Here is a 12,851-nt window from a genome sequence, read left to right as displayed (position 1 = left end):
GTTAAACAAAAACCGGAGAGAAAACATGTTTGAGTTAATGGATGCACACGGCGATGAAGCCGTAATTAAAGTCATAGGTGTCGGTGGCGGCGGTGGTAATGCTGTCGATCACATGGTGTCGCACAATATTGAGGGTGTGGAATTCATCGCCGTCAATACCGATGCCCAGGTGCTTCGCAGCTCCAAAGCCAATGTAACTTTGCAGATTGGTTCTGGGGTCACTAAAGGACTGGGCGCGGGCGCCAACCCTATGGTAGGTAGACAAGCCGCAGAGGAAGATGGTGAGACCATTCGTCAAAGCCTGGAAGGTGCTGACATGGTATTTATCACCGCGGGTATGGGCGGTGGTACCGGTACAGGAGCCGCTCCCGAAGTTGCACGTATCGCTAAAGATATGGGCATTCTGACGGTCGCAGTGGTAACCAAACCATTTCCCTTTGAAGGTCGCAAGCGTATTGAGTATGCGGACCAGGGAATTCAGGAATTGTCCAAGTATGTGGACTCATTGATCACCATTCCTAATGAGAAATTACTTAAGGTGATGGGACGCGGTACGCCATTGTTAAAGGCCTTCAGTGCTGCTAACGATGTATTGCGCGGCGCGGTACAAGGCATTGCCGAACTGATTACCCGCCCTGGTCTGATTAACGTGGACTTTGCGGACGTACGTACCGTGATGTCTGAAATGGGCAAAGCCATGATGGGTAGTGGCACCGCCACTGGTGAAGACCGTGCCGAAGAGGCTGCCGAAGCGGCGATTGCTAGCCCGCTACTGGAAGATATCGATCTGTCTGGTGCGCGCGGTATTTTGGTCAACATAACCGCCGGTCCCGATTTTGCTATTGATGAGTTTGAGACGGTAGGTAATGCCGTTAAAGCCTTCGCATCAGAAAATGCTACTGTGGTGGTGGGAACTGTTATCGACATGGAAATGTCTGATGAACTGCGCGTCACTGTTGTGGCAACAGGTATTGGTGCAGAGCGCAAGCCAGAGATTTCTCTGGTGAGCAACCGTCAGCAAAATACTGCTGGTCGCCATGTGCCAGAGCCAAATGATTTCAAACTGAGCCAGGCGGAAGGTACGGGCGAAAGAGTGACGACTATGCGAGAGCCGGTACGAACGCCAAGCGTAGAAGAGAAGCCTGAGTCCAATAACGATCTGGAATACTTGGATATTCCGGCGTTTTTGCGTAAGCAAGCGGACTAGTAAATAACGAAAAGGGTAGTCACAAAACTGTCATGTTTGGCAAGAAGTCTTTGCATTTCTTAGCCTTGCTTACACTTGATGTTTTGACAATCGGTGGTCTAACCACTAAAATGCCGGCCCTTTTTAGTTTTGGTTAATTGTTGAGCTAAGACGAGATGATCAAACAACGTACCCTGAAACAGTCCGTGCAAGTGACAGGAATTGGTCTGCACAAAGGTGACAAGGTCACTATGACTCTCCGACCCGCGCCCGTGAACACAGGGATCCTGTTCCGTCGCGTAGACCTGGAGCCTTATGTGGACATTCCATCCCGTGCTGATGCAGTAGGGGATACGATGCTCTGTACTTGTCTTAGCAATCAGGATGGTGCCAGTATCTCTACTGTAGAGCATTTGGCATCGGCTCTGGCCGGTCTTGGCATTGACAATATTATTGTCGAAGTGGATGCCAATGAACTGCCCATTATGGATGGCAGCGCCAGCCCCTTTATTTTCCTGCTGCAGTCGGCAGGTATCGAGGAGCAGAGCGCGGCGAAAAAATTCATCCGGGTAACCAAAACCGTTCGTGTTGAAGATGGCGATAAATGGGCTGAACTGCGTCCATATGATGGCTTCCGTGTGGATTTTCGAATTGATTTCGAGCACCCGGTTATCAGCCAGACTCGTCAGCATCTGGTGATGGATTTTGATACGGCGTCTTATATTGATGAAGTCAGCCGTGCCAGAACCTTTGGCTTTATGAAGGATCTGGAGTACATGCATGCCCACAACTTGGCGTTGGGGGGTAGCATGGAAAATGCCGTTGCACTGGATGAGTATCGGGTATTGAATCACGAGGGGCTGCGTTATGAAGACGAGTTCCTTAAACATAAGATTCTGGATGCCATTGGCGATCTGTATCTGGGTGGTCACAGCATCATAGGTGAGCTTTGTGCCTATAAGACAGGGCACGGCTTAAACAACAAGTTACTGAATAAATTGTTGGCGATGAAAGATTGCTGGGAGTTTGTCAGTTACGAGTCAGATGAGAAAATGCCTATTCGTTTTGGCACGCCGTTGTTAGCCAACTAAATTCCCTGAAAGTAAAAAAATGCCGCAATTGCGGCATTTTTGTTTTATGACTAACTGGCTTGTTCAATGCATAGCACAAAGCGTAAAGTGGATAATTTGGCGTTTTGTGATTTATCCCTGGTTATGGTTCTGAATTCGTCTATTAGCTTTTTTTTAACCTTGAGTCGGTTTAGAATCGGTCGACGCTGTAATGAGTATGAGATCCGATGAGTTTAACCCTGCTAGTCAGAAGTAAAAAGGTACGCCTTCGATATAACCTGTCGAAGCGGCAGTTAGCGGCCGCCTTGGTTGTCACATTGGGGCTGACTTTGATTGCGGGTCGTTCAACTCAGGACCCTGCTGAAGCACAGGCCAGGGTTGCGTATACGCAGACCGGACTGATTAAACAAAAAGAAGAAGTTGAACAGTTAAAAGAAACCACTCAACAGCAACTGACCGGCATGCTGATGAAGCTGGGAGAGATTCAGGGACAGTTGCACCGTCTGAATGCATTGGGCGACCGTTTAGTAAAGGAATCCGGTTTAAATAGCGAAGAGTTCAATTTTTCTGAGTTACCTGCTCTTGGCGGGCCCGCTCAGGAGCTGGTTGAAGCACAGGTACAGTCAGCTGGTGAAGTGATGCTCCAAATCGATCAGATGCTGGCGCAGCTTGATAGTAAAACCAAACAGCTCCAAGCCCTTGAATCTATCCTCCTGAATCACCATATCGAAGCGCAGAGCTATTTAGCTGGCCGACCGGTCAACAGTGGATGGTTGTCATCTTATTACGGAGTAAGAAAAGATCCATTTTCAGGCATGCCAGCCATGCACAAAGGATTAGATTTTGCCGGTCAGGAAGGTGATGCTGTGGTGTCCACAGGCGCAGGGTTGGTAACCTGGGCCGGAGAAAGGTATGGTTACGGTAACTTGGTGGAAATTGAGCATGGTAACGGTCTGGTAACTCGTTACGGCCACAATAAAAACCTTGAAGTTAAAGTGGGCGATGTAGTGACCAAAGGGCAGACTATTGCCATTATGGGCAGTACAGGACGCTCTACCGGCGCTCATGTGCATTACGAGGTGATGCAGCATGGACGACAGATAGACCCCTTACCATTCGTCTATCGCAAATCTCAGGGGTAGCCCTGACGTTGTAGGTGCAAGTGAAGCCTTGCCCGCATTAGGATTTTCCTGATCCTCATAAGCTGCAATCGGCTGAGGGCGAAAATGCCCAAAGCCGATTGTTTTGTTTGGAATTAGATTAAAAGAACTGGAAGCCGTTGAAGCATGTTTTCAAGTATTCTCACGAAAGTTTTTGGTAGCCGAAACGAACGCACGCTAAAGAAACTGGGTAAGGTCGTTACACAAATTAACCAGTTGGAAGCCGAATACGAAGGTTTCAGCGATGAGCAGTTGAAGCAAAAAACCAGTGAGTTCAAAGAACGGCTGGAAAAAGGCGAAACCACTAACGATATTCTGCCCGAGGCATTTGCGGTAGTACGGGAAGCCAGTAAGCGCGTATTTGGCATGCGTCATTTTGACGTGCAGATGCTTGGCGGCATGGTATTGCAGGAAGGTCAGATTGCCGAAATGCGGACCGGTGAAGGTAAAACCCTGACGGGAACCCTGAGTTCTTATCTGAATGCCGTGACTGGCAAGGGTGTACACGTTATTACCGTCAACGACTACCTGGCACGCCGTGATGCCGACTGGAGTCGTCCCTTGTTTGAATTCCTGGGATTGACCGTGGGCTGTAACGTGCCAGGCATGAACCACGAGCAAAAGCGCGAGGCGTATGCGGCTGATATTACCTACGGCACTAATAATGAATTCGGTTTTGATTATCTGCGCGACAATATGGCCTTCCGTCCCGAAGACAGGGTACAGCGCCCGCTGCATTATGCGGTAGTGGATGAAGTTGACTCTATCCTTATCGATGAAGCTCGTACGCCGCTGATTATTTCCGGTCAGGCCGAAGACAGTTCTGAGATGTACAAGCGCATTAACGCCATTATTCCAGAGCTGAAGCTGCAGGAAAAAGAAGACGAAGAAGGTCAGGAAGGTGATGGTGATTTCACTATAGATGAGAAAGCCAAACAAATTCACCTTACCGAACGTGGCCAGATACGTATCGAAGAAATTATGCATAAGTATGAGCTGCTGCCAGAAGGTGAATCTCTGTATGCGGCCGGTAATATTGCGCTTATGCATCACGTTAATGCCGCCCTGCGAGCTCATAAACTGTTTCACCGTGACGTAGATTACATCGTCAAGGACGGGGAAATTGTTATTGTTGATGAACACACCGGCCGTACTATGGAAGGCCGTCGCTGGTCTGAAGGTCTGCACCAAGCCGTGGAAGCCAAAGAAGGCGTGCGTATTCAACACGAAAACCAGACACTGGCCTCTATTACCTTCCAGAACTACTTCCGTCTGTACGAAAAACTGGCGGGCATGACAGGTACGGCTGACACCGAAGCGGCCGAATTCCAGCAAATCTATAGTCTGGATACTGTGGTTATCCCTACCAATAAGCCGATGATTCGTGACGACCGAGCAGATTTGATTTATCTGACGGCCGAAGAAAAATACGAAGCCATTATTGCCGATATTAAAGACAATGTGGAAAAAGGTCGTCCCGTGCTAGTGGGAACGGTGTCTATTGAGAACTCAGAATTACTGTCTAATGTGCTGAAAAAGGTCAAGATCCCGCACAAGGTCCTGAATGCCAAATTCCACGCTCAGGAAGCCGATATTATCGCTCAGGCCGGTCGCCCAGGTGCCGTAACTATTGCCACCAATATGGCGGGTCGTGGTACCGATATTGTGCTTGGTGGTAACTGGCAGGCAGAACTGGACAAAATTAACGATCCTAAGCCAGGTACGGTAGAGAAAATCAAAGCCGAGTGGCAAGAACATCACGACAAAGTAATTGAAGCCGGTGGCCTGCATATTATCGGTACCGAGCGCCATGAATCCCGTCGTATCGACAACCAGTTGCGTGGTCGTGCTGGTCGTCAGGGCGATCCGGGTTCATCTCGTTTCTATCTGTCATTAGAAGACTCGCTGATGCGCATTTTCGCGTCAGAGCGTATGGCCAATATGATGAAACGTTTGGGCATGGAGCGTGGCGAGGCCATTGAGCATCCTTGGGTGACCAAAGCCATCGAGAACGCACAGCGTAAAGTTGAGCAACGTAACTTCGATATCCGTAAGCAGCTGCTAGAGTTTGATGATGTAGCCAATGACCAGCGTAAGGTTATCTATGAGCAGCGCAACAGTTTGCTGGATGAAGGTGATATCAGCGCTACCATTGAAGCCATTCGCCAGGATGTGGTTGATGAGATGATCAGCCAGTACATTCCGCCCCAGTCACTGGCTGAAATGTGGGATGTTGCTGGTCTGCAAGAGCGTATCAAAGCTGACTACCTGATTGAATTGCCCGTGCAAACCTGGCTGGATGAAGACGATAAGCTGTTTGAAGAAACCCTACGCGAGCGAATTCATCAGGAAGTGGATGCGGCTTATAAGGCCAAAGAAGAGATGGTCGGGGCGCCGGTACTGCGTCAGTTTGAAAAAGCCATTATGCTGCAGAGCCTGGACAGCCACTGGAAAGAACACCTGGCAGCCATGGATCATTTGCGTCAGGGTATCCACTTGCGTGGTTATGCACAGAAGAACCCTAAACAGGAATATAAGCGCGAGTCGTTCGAACTCTTTGCCCAAATGTTGGATAACCTGAAGACAGAAGTGGTTAATGTACTGAGTAAAGTTCAAGTACGTGCTGAGTCCGATGTCGAAGCGGTGGAAGAACAACGCCGTCGCGAAGAAGAAGCCATGCGCTTGCGTATGAAAGAGCAGCATGAGTCACCTTCTCAGGCGCAGGCCGAGGTGCGCGAGGGGCCTAAGGTTGGCCGCAATGATCCTTGCCCTTGTGGTTCAGGCAAAAAATATAAGCAGTGCCACGGCAAGCTATCCTAAGCAACAGAACTTAGCGAATTTAGACGTTAACAAGGCCGGGATTTCCCGGCCTTTATATTGGGAGAATAGAAAGTGAAACTGGTGCATGTGGCTGTCGGTGTGATCCTGCGTGAGCAACAGGTTTTTATTACCCTGCGCGATGCTAGTTTGCATCAGGGAGGAAAATGGGAGTTTCCTGGCGGTAAGGTTGAAGCGGGAGAAACTGTGACACAGGCGCTGATTCGAGAGCTGCAAGAGGAAGTCGATATTCAGGTCAAGGCATCACAGCCTTTTATGTTGATAGAGCACGACTATGGCGATAAGCAAGTGAAACTGGATATTCACCTGGTCAGTGACTTTAACGGCGAGCCTCATGGCCGGGAGGGTCAGCAAGGGAAGTGGGTAGAGCTAAAAATGTTGTCCGATTATCGCTTTCCCGATGCCAACAAAGCCATAGTTGAAAAGCTGCAAGGTGAGTCTTTCTCCAACTTCTGATTATTGCTTAAAAAACGCATCTTCCTGCTGGGCAAGCATGGCCTCAATATCTTCGATATCGGGTAACTGAGTTTCGGCATCTTTACTGGCACCGCAGGGAATGGTTTTTTGTTCTTCGGCCCATTCGCCCAAATCAATTAACTGACAACGTTTTGAGCAAAAAGGGCGGTGTGGGCTTTGTGGCCCCCATTCCAGTTCGGTCTGGCAGGTAGGGCAGGTGACTTTCATAAGTAGTTTGGCCTTAACATCCGGCAATAACGGGATTGTAGCATAAGACCTCGTCGACAGCTGTCTCTCTGAGCCGTAACGAGCGGCAGATGCCAATACTTTTAATCAAAGATAAGATGAATAGTGCGCTAACTTTGTGTGCTTTGGCTTCAGCGAGCAACAGACCATCAAGGGGTCAACAACAAGCCAGCTTAAACTGCACCATGGTTTCCATGGCGACCTGACCGGCCTCTTCTGGATTAAACATCATAAAGCGGATTGCGTAGCGGTACTTATTGCCGCTTAGGGTAGGGAAATAGCCCTGATCGGTACGACAGTATACGCGGATAACTTCATTTTTATCGTCCGCAACCCCCTGGTAAAAGCCTTTCTGTGCATCGATAGCTTCAAAGCGGCCACGCTCACGCAGAAAGGTGAGTGTCATATCGATGGCATTTTGCATCAGGGCAAATTCTTTAAACCAAGCATTAATCGTTCGCTGCTTAAAAGCCTCATCTTGCCTTAACCAGTAATGCAGGTTGGGCAGATCAAAACTACAGGTGCCACCAGGGATACTAAATCGCTGACGAATAGACATAAGGAACTTTTCATCCCGTAAAGCGGACCCGAACTTGCGGGCATTCTTCAATTCGTCTCTGAGGGCTATGACTTTTTGTTGTGCTTGCTTTAAGGCGTCTAAATCAATATTGGGGTGTTGGGCCCAATAATTGAGATTGCGTTCATGTAACTCAATATCTTTAATCAGATCGGTACGTACATCTACGCGTTCAGACAAGTCCAACAGGGTGAAGAGTGACTCGATAAAGCGCACGTATTGCCAGTCTTCACTGGCATTAATGCTTTGGCCAAGCTGTTTGAATAACTGCTCAAGGCGCAAATAAGTGCGTACCTTTTCGTTGAGCGGAAATTCATACACTGCCTGGTTCATTGCTTTACCTCGTAGTTTTGGTTTGCTTTTGCCCCTGAATTTCAGTCTGAAATATAAAGGCAGGGCATAATACTAGCACTACAACGCAAATGCTGATTTATTTCAAGCTTTTAGATTTTTTGCCAAGAGCAAGTATTGCTGATGAAGCTTTTCTACCTGACGAGACAGGACTTCCAGCGAGCCACTGTTGTCAATCACATCGTCGGCAACGGCCAGTCGCTGCGCTCTACTGGCTTGCGAGGCTAGGATAGCATCCACTTGTTGTGCGCTAACCTTATCTCTCGTAGTGACTCTTTCGCGTTGTATGCCCTCTTGGACATCCACAACCAGAATTCTATCCACAAGTGTATGTAATTGATTTTCTACCAGTAGCGGAATCGCCAGAATGCAGTATGGGGAAGTGGCGGCATGGGTTCTTTCCTGCATCAGTTGCCGGATAAGCGGATGCAGCAATGCATTCAACCAGGCTTTCTCATCTGGCGCAGAGAAAATACGCTCACGCAAGGCACCGCGGTTTAATTGTCCATCGGCCCGCAGTATTTGTTTACCGAAGTGGTCGGCAATTTGTTTTAGTGCCGGTGCACCCGGCTCAACGACTTCGCGGGCCAGTACATCGGCATCAATAATATCTATGCCTAAGCCGGCAAACAGATCCGATACTTTGGTTTTTCCGCTGCCGATACCGCCGGTTAGTCCGATTATCAAAGGGCGCTTGTCTGTCACGATAAGATCCAGTGCCAATAATAGTCCGCTACCGGCTCGCCATATAAAAAGGTTAGCCAGCCAGCGATGGCTAAATAGGGGCCGAAAGGTATAGCTTGCCCCTTGTCTTTACCCTGAATGCTAAGCATCAGAAGGCCGATAATGGCACCAACGAAAGAAGAAGCCAGAATCACCATTGGCAAGTATTGCCAGCCTAGCCAGGCACCCAGTGCGGCGAGCAGTTTAAAGTCTCCATAGCCCATGCCTTCCTTGCCGGTCAGGAGTTTAAAGCCCCAGTAGACTGACCATAGGCTGAGGTAACCGGCGATGGCACCTATTATTGCGTCTGCCGGGGAGACAAATAAAGACTGGGTGCTGGCGAAGAGCCCAAGCCAAAGTAATGCCAGGGTGAGCTGATCAGGCAGCAGCATTTTGTCCAAATCAATAAAGGTCATGGCGACCAATAACCAGGTAAAAAACAGCGCGGCCAGAAGAGGCCAGCCAAATCCCAGATGCCAGGCCATCCAGCCGGAAAGCAAACCGGTCAGCAGTTCTACTAAGGGATAGCGAGCTGAAATGGGAGTTTTACATTGGCTGCATTTGCCGCCAAGTAGCAGCCAACTTAGTAGAGGAATATTTTCCCAGGCACGAATTTTATGCCCACACTTCGGGCATTCGGAGTCAGGTTTAACCAGATTGTATGGGGTAAGGGCTTCGGCTTGTTCAGGGTGGAAATAGCTTTGATACTCCTGCTTCCATCCTCGCTCCATCATAATGGGTAAACGGTGAATAACGACGTTGAGAAAACTGCCTACCATCAGGCCGATAAGCAGAACGAAGATAATGAGTGTGGTAGGGGAGCTTTGCAATAACAGGATAATATCGGGCATGGGACTCTTATTAATCAGTGCTCAGTTATTCACTGTCAGCAGATGGATACCAATAGCGCAACTGACGGATAGAAAAGTCTGTTGTCTTAATACACTGAAGTCAACAGACTTTTCTTTATGGGCCTTAGGTTACACCACATTACCCATCTGGAAGATGGGCAGGTACATGGCCACGATCAGGCCACCGATGACCACACCGAGCACTGCCATAATCATGGGCTCCAGCAAGCTGGTTAAGCCATCAACCATATCGTCCACTTCGCGCTCATAAATGGTGGCAATTTTACTCAGCATCTCATCCACGGCGCCGGACTCTTCGCCGATAGCAATCATTTGCGTCACCATATCGGGGAATACATTAGTGGCGCGCATGGCGGTATGCATGGGCATACCGCCGGCAACTTCTTTGCGGATATATAAAATGGCATCGCGGAATACGGCGTTTCCTGCCGCGCCCGCCGCAGATTCCAGGGCGCCGATTAAGGGTACACCGGCGGCAAAGGTAGTGGATAAGGTACGGGTAAAGCGAGCGATAGAAGCTTTTTTCAGGATTTCGCCAATTACTGGAATTTTAAGAATCTTCTTATCTAAACTGTCTCTCAGATCTTTTGATGCTTTATAACTACGCTGGAAGAGAACAGCACCAATAGCAATGGCTGCTGCAATATAAAGTCCGTAGTCTTGAACAAATTTCGATATGGCTAATACCAACTGGGTAAAGGCTGGTAATTCAGCGCCAAAGCTGGAGAAAATTTCTTCAAACTGGGGAACCACAAAAACCAACAAAATAGTGGTGACGATAAACGCCACGACGAGTACCGCGATAGGATAAAACATCGCTTTTTTAATTTTTGATTTTAGGGCTTCGGCTTTTTCTTTATATGTGGCGATACGGTCGTAAATAGTTTCCAGCGCACCGGATTGCTCACCGGTTTCCACCAAATCGCAGTATAAATCTTCAAATTGCTCAGGATATTTACGTAGGGCCTTAGATAAAGGGTTACCGGCTTTTACGTCATTACCAATATTGGTTAGCATTTTGCGCATACTGGCCTTGGCATGACCCTGGGCAATCATATCTATGGTTTGAATCAGGGTAACGCCCGCTGCGAGCATAGTAGCAATTTGACGGGATACTACGCAGATATCGGCGGCATTTATTTTGTCGCCACCACCAAAAAGGGGCTTGGCAAACTTCTTTACTTTTGTGGCAGAGACACCCTGGCGTCTTAGCAAATTACGCGCTTCTGTTAGAGAAGAGGCAGTAATTTCGCCTTTAATATCCTGTCCTTTGCGGTTTTTTCCTTGCCAGATAAAAGTGTCTAGTGCTTTTTCTCGTGCCATGGCCGTATGTCCTGTGATTTAGACAAAAAAGCCCAGTAAAAACTGGGCTCAAGTGACTATGCTAGGATTAGCAAGCGTCAGTTGGGTCACATGCTACTGTCCAGGTTACCGCTTTAGTAGTGGCATCAACCGCAGGTGTCATTACGAAGGTAGCTGCACCGCCGCCGCTCGCTGCAGTTGCCAGTTTGCCACCTGATTTAGCTGTTACTGTAATAACACCGTTTGCAGTTGCGATACCATTAACGGTGGCCGTCGCTGTTACGTCTGCTGGAACACCGTTAGTGGTTGCGTCACAGTCACCGATGTCGTTGCCCATTTGTACACAGAGTTCTACGGCAGTTTTAGCGGCAGAAGAAGCACTTTTCAGTTCACTAAAGTGTGCTTTTTGCGTGTAAGACTGATAAGCAGGCAGAGCGATGGCAGCCAGGATACCGATAATGGCTACAACGATCATCAATTCAATCAGGGTAAAACCCTTCTGGTTAGTTTGCTGTACTTTCATGGTTTATCTCCAATGCATTCCCGGAATGCTTTACGTTGCTGACTAAACAAGTAAGCCATTCACAGAAATCTGCAAGCTGGCTTGTTTTCCGATATCCAGTATAGGCAGGTTTGATATGTGGACAAGTATAGGCATTAATACTCAAGTGTGTAACCTGGCGCAGTTGTCAGCATGTTCGGTAGGCTTACTTTGTGTCTGTCAGCAGGCGAAGTGACAGATCAATAGCCTGTACATTTTTTGTTAAAGCCCCGCTGGATATGTAGTCAACGCCGGTTTCGGCCAGTTCACCCAAACGTTCAATAGTGATATTTCCCGACACCTCGAGCTTGGCTTGCCCTTGGTTTATCGCTACTGCTTTGCGTATAGATTCAAGATCGAAGTTATCCAGCATAATAATATCGGCCCTTGCACTGAGGGCGGCTTGCAGTTCATCAAGGCTCTCCACTTCCACTTCCACTGGTTTATCCGGATGTTGCAAACGGGCGGTTTCCACCGCTTTGGAGATGGAGCCACAGGCCAGAATATGGTTTTCCTTAATCAGGAACGCATCAAATAAACCAATGCGATGATTCTGACCGCCGCCACAGGTGACGGCATATTTTTGCGCGGCTCTTAAGCCAGGTAAGGTTTTTCTGGTATCCAGAATACGGGTTTGGGTGTGCTTCAGGGCATCAGCGTAACGGGCAACTTCGGTGGCCGTGGCAGATAAGGTTTGCAGAAAATTAAGCGCGGTTCTTTCACCCGTCAAAATGGCGCGTGCAGGGCCCTGAAGTTCAAACAAACAGGCGTCGGCATTCACCTTATCACCATCCTTTACATGCCAGATAAGCTCAACTGTGCTGCCTAACTGACGAAATACCTCTTCGACCCAGGGCCGTCCTGCCACAGTACAGGGTTCGCGGCAGATCACCCGGGCATGGGCTTGCTGCTCGGCGGGGATAAGGCCGGCGGTAATATCGCCCAGTGCCGGCTCCTGATAAGCTAAATCTTCATTTAGCGCGGCGGCAACGGAGCGGGTGATTTCTTGTTCAAGATTTAGCATGTCATATTCTCATTAAAAGCTATGGGTCAGAGTGAGTACGTCACCTGACTGGCTGAATTCAAGTTGCTTAAGGGCGCTCATACCCAACAGGATTTCATCGGATTGCATGCCCGGATTAAGGTTTGCACTAATGTTATTTAGTTCGATGTTGCCAATGTGGACGCTGTCCAGTTGGGTGGATGCTACTTCAATGCGGCCGTTAGCGGTGTTTACCCAAAAGCGTTGGCCTGCATTCAATCCCAGGCGCTGCGCAAGATGCAAAGGCACAGAGACTTGCGTCGCGCCGGTATCGAGTAGAAAGACAACGGGCTGACCGTTTATCAAGCCACTGGTAACATAATGCCCCTGGCGATTGCGTTTGAGTTTGACACTGGTTTTGCTGCCCTGCATATATGAGCTGGGGGCGTCATTGGGGTTAAATTGCCGTGCCAACTGTTTATCAAATAATAGGGTCAATAACCCCAGGGCACTGACCCACGTCAGTATCCACATCCATCGTGCCATA

The 12,851-nt window shown here is 48.7% G+C and carries 12 protein-coding genes and 2 pseudogenes; 6 read left to right on the top strand and 8 right to left on the bottom strand.

Going from position 1 to position 12,851, the window contains the following annotated elements; genetic code table 11:
* The first annotated feature begins 25 nt into the window (after nucleotides 1–25).
* The 6 genes and pseudogenes from ftsZ (at nucleotide 26) to mutT (ending at nucleotide 6,710) form a co-directional block, all read left to right on the top strand.
* Nucleotides 26–1,207, top strand: coding sequence for a cell division protein FtsZ (ftsZ, locus tag IEX02_RS09330; RefSeq protein ID WP_188693636.1), 1,182 nt, complete (start codon nucleotides 26–28; stop codon nucleotides 1,205–1,207).
* A 155-nt stretch (nucleotides 1,208–1,362) separates the two neighbouring features.
* Nucleotides 1,363–2,277 carry a UDP-3-O-acyl-N-acetylglucosamine deacetylase gene (gene lpxC / locus IEX02_RS09325; RefSeq protein ID WP_188693634.1) on the top strand — a complete coding sequence of 305 codons (915 nt, stop codon included), beginning with the start codon at nucleotides 1,363–1,365 and terminating at the stop codon, nucleotides 2,275–2,277.
* Nucleotides 2,278–2,483: 206 nt separating this feature from the next.
* Complete coding sequence (locus IEX02_RS09320; protein ID WP_188693631.1) at nucleotides 2,484–3,398, top strand: M23 family metallopeptidase; 915 nt, start codon at nucleotides 2,484–2,486, stop codon at nucleotides 3,396–3,398.
* A gap of 144 nt (nucleotides 3,399–3,542) precedes the next feature.
* Nucleotides 3,543–6,081 (top strand): annotated as a pseudogene (secA, locus tag IEX02_RS09315) (preprotein translocase subunit SecA); the annotation flags it as partial.
* Nucleotides 6,082–6,140: 59 nt separating this feature from the next.
* Nucleotides 6,141–6,236 (top strand): annotated as a pseudogene (locus IEX02_RS20575) (SEC-C metal-binding domain-containing protein); the annotation flags it as partial.
* 72 nt (nucleotides 6,237–6,308) lie between these two features.
* Complete coding sequence (gene mutT, locus IEX02_RS09310; RefSeq protein WP_188693625.1) at nucleotides 6,309–6,710, top strand: 8-oxo-dGTP diphosphatase MutT; 402 nt, start codon at nucleotides 6,309–6,311, stop codon at nucleotides 6,708–6,710.
* On the opposite strand, the gene yacG is transcribed toward mutT, so the two are convergent.
* From yacG to IEX02_RS09270, 8 genes are all read right to left on the bottom strand, one after another.
* Nucleotides 6,711–6,938, bottom strand: a complete 228-nt coding sequence (gene yacG / locus IEX02_RS09305; RefSeq protein WP_188693623.1) for a DNA gyrase inhibitor YacG — start codon at nucleotides 6,936–6,938, stop codon at nucleotides 6,711–6,713.
* 175 nt (nucleotides 6,939–7,113) lie between these two features.
* Complete coding sequence (gene zapD / locus IEX02_RS09300) at nucleotides 7,114–7,866, bottom strand: cell division protein ZapD (protein ID WP_188693621.1); 753 nt, start codon at nucleotides 7,864–7,866, stop codon at nucleotides 7,114–7,116.
* Nucleotides 7,867–7,968: 102 nt separating this feature from the next.
* A complete protein-coding gene (coaE, locus tag IEX02_RS09295; protein WP_229702170.1) occupies nucleotides 7,969–8,589 on the bottom strand; it encodes a dephospho-CoA kinase in 621 nt (206 codons plus the stop codon).
* On the bottom strand, nucleotides 8,586–9,458 hold the full coding sequence (locus IEX02_RS09290) for a prepilin peptidase (protein WP_188693619.1): 873 nt from the start codon (nucleotides 9,456–9,458) through the stop codon (nucleotides 8,586–8,588). Before IEX02_RS09290 ends, coaE begins: the two co-directional genes overlap by 4 nt.
* 129 nt (nucleotides 9,459–9,587) lie before the next feature.
* Nucleotides 9,588–10,802 carry a type II secretion system F family protein gene (locus IEX02_RS09285; RefSeq protein ID WP_188693615.1) on the bottom strand — a complete coding sequence of 405 codons (1,215 nt, stop codon included), beginning with the start codon at nucleotides 10,800–10,802 and terminating at the stop codon, nucleotides 9,588–9,590.
* 67 nt (nucleotides 10,803–10,869) lie between these two features.
* Nucleotides 10,870–11,304 (bottom strand): pilin, encoded by a 435-nt coding sequence (locus IEX02_RS09280; protein WP_188693612.1) that lies wholly within the window; start codon nucleotides 11,302–11,304, stop codon nucleotides 10,870–10,872.
* 184 nt (nucleotides 11,305–11,488) lie between these two features.
* Entirely contained in the window at nucleotides 11,489–12,346 is an 858-nt protein-coding gene (gene nadC / locus IEX02_RS09275; RefSeq protein WP_188693610.1) for a carboxylating nicotinate-nucleotide diphosphorylase, read from the bottom strand.
* Nucleotides 12,347–12,358: 12 nt separating this feature from the next.
* Nucleotides 12,359–12,850 carry a retropepsin-like aspartic protease family protein gene (locus IEX02_RS09270; protein WP_229702169.1) on the bottom strand — a complete coding sequence of 164 codons (492 nt, stop codon included), beginning with the start codon at nucleotides 12,848–12,850 and terminating at the stop codon, nucleotides 12,359–12,361.
* Between the last annotated feature and the right edge of the window lies 1 nt (nucleotide 12,851).

This window comes from Bowmanella pacifica, from assembly GCF_014645355.1.
In the GTDB taxonomy this organism is placed as follows: Bacteria; Pseudomonadota; Gammaproteobacteria; order Enterobacterales; family Alteromonadaceae; genus Bowmanella; species Bowmanella pacifica.
Note: the sequence above shows the minus strand (reverse complement) of the source record. Positions and strands in the feature narration are given on the sequence as shown.

Coding starts and splice junctions, on each gene's coding strand:
- IEX02_RS09320 (WP_188693631.1), top strand. CDS start 2,484: ATGAGTTTAACCCTGCTAGTCAGAAGTAAAAAGGTACGCCTTCGATAT.
- ftsZ (WP_188693636.1), top strand. CDS start 26: ATGTTTGAGTTAATGGATGCACACGGCGATGAAGCCGTAATTAAAGTC.
- nadC (WP_188693610.1), bottom strand. CDS start 12,346: ATGCTAAATCTTGAACAAGAAATCACCCGCTCCGTTGCCGCCGCGCTA.
- IEX02_RS09270 (WP_229702169.1), bottom strand. CDS start 12,850: ATGGCACGATGGATGTGGATACTGACGTGGGTCAGTGCCCTGGGGTTA.
- IEX02_RS09280 (WP_188693612.1), bottom strand. CDS start 11,304: ATGAAAGTACAGCAAACTAACCAGAAGGGTTTTACCCTGATTGAATTG.
- zapD (WP_188693621.1), bottom strand. CDS start 7,866: ATGAACCAGGCAGTGTATGAATTTCCGCTCAACGAAAAGGTACGCACT.
- lpxC (WP_188693634.1), top strand. CDS start 1,363: ATGATCAAACAACGTACCCTGAAACAGTCCGTGCAAGTGACAGGAATT.
- yacG (WP_188693623.1), bottom strand. CDS start 6,938: ATGAAAGTCACCTGCCCTACCTGCCAGACCGAACTGGAATGGGGGCCA.
- IEX02_RS09290 (WP_188693619.1), bottom strand. CDS start 9,458: ATGCCCGATATTATCCTGTTATTGCAAAGCTCCCCTACCACACTCATT.
- IEX02_RS09285 (WP_188693615.1), bottom strand. CDS start 10,802: ATGGCACGAGAAAAAGCACTAGACACTTTTATCTGGCAAGGAAAAAAC.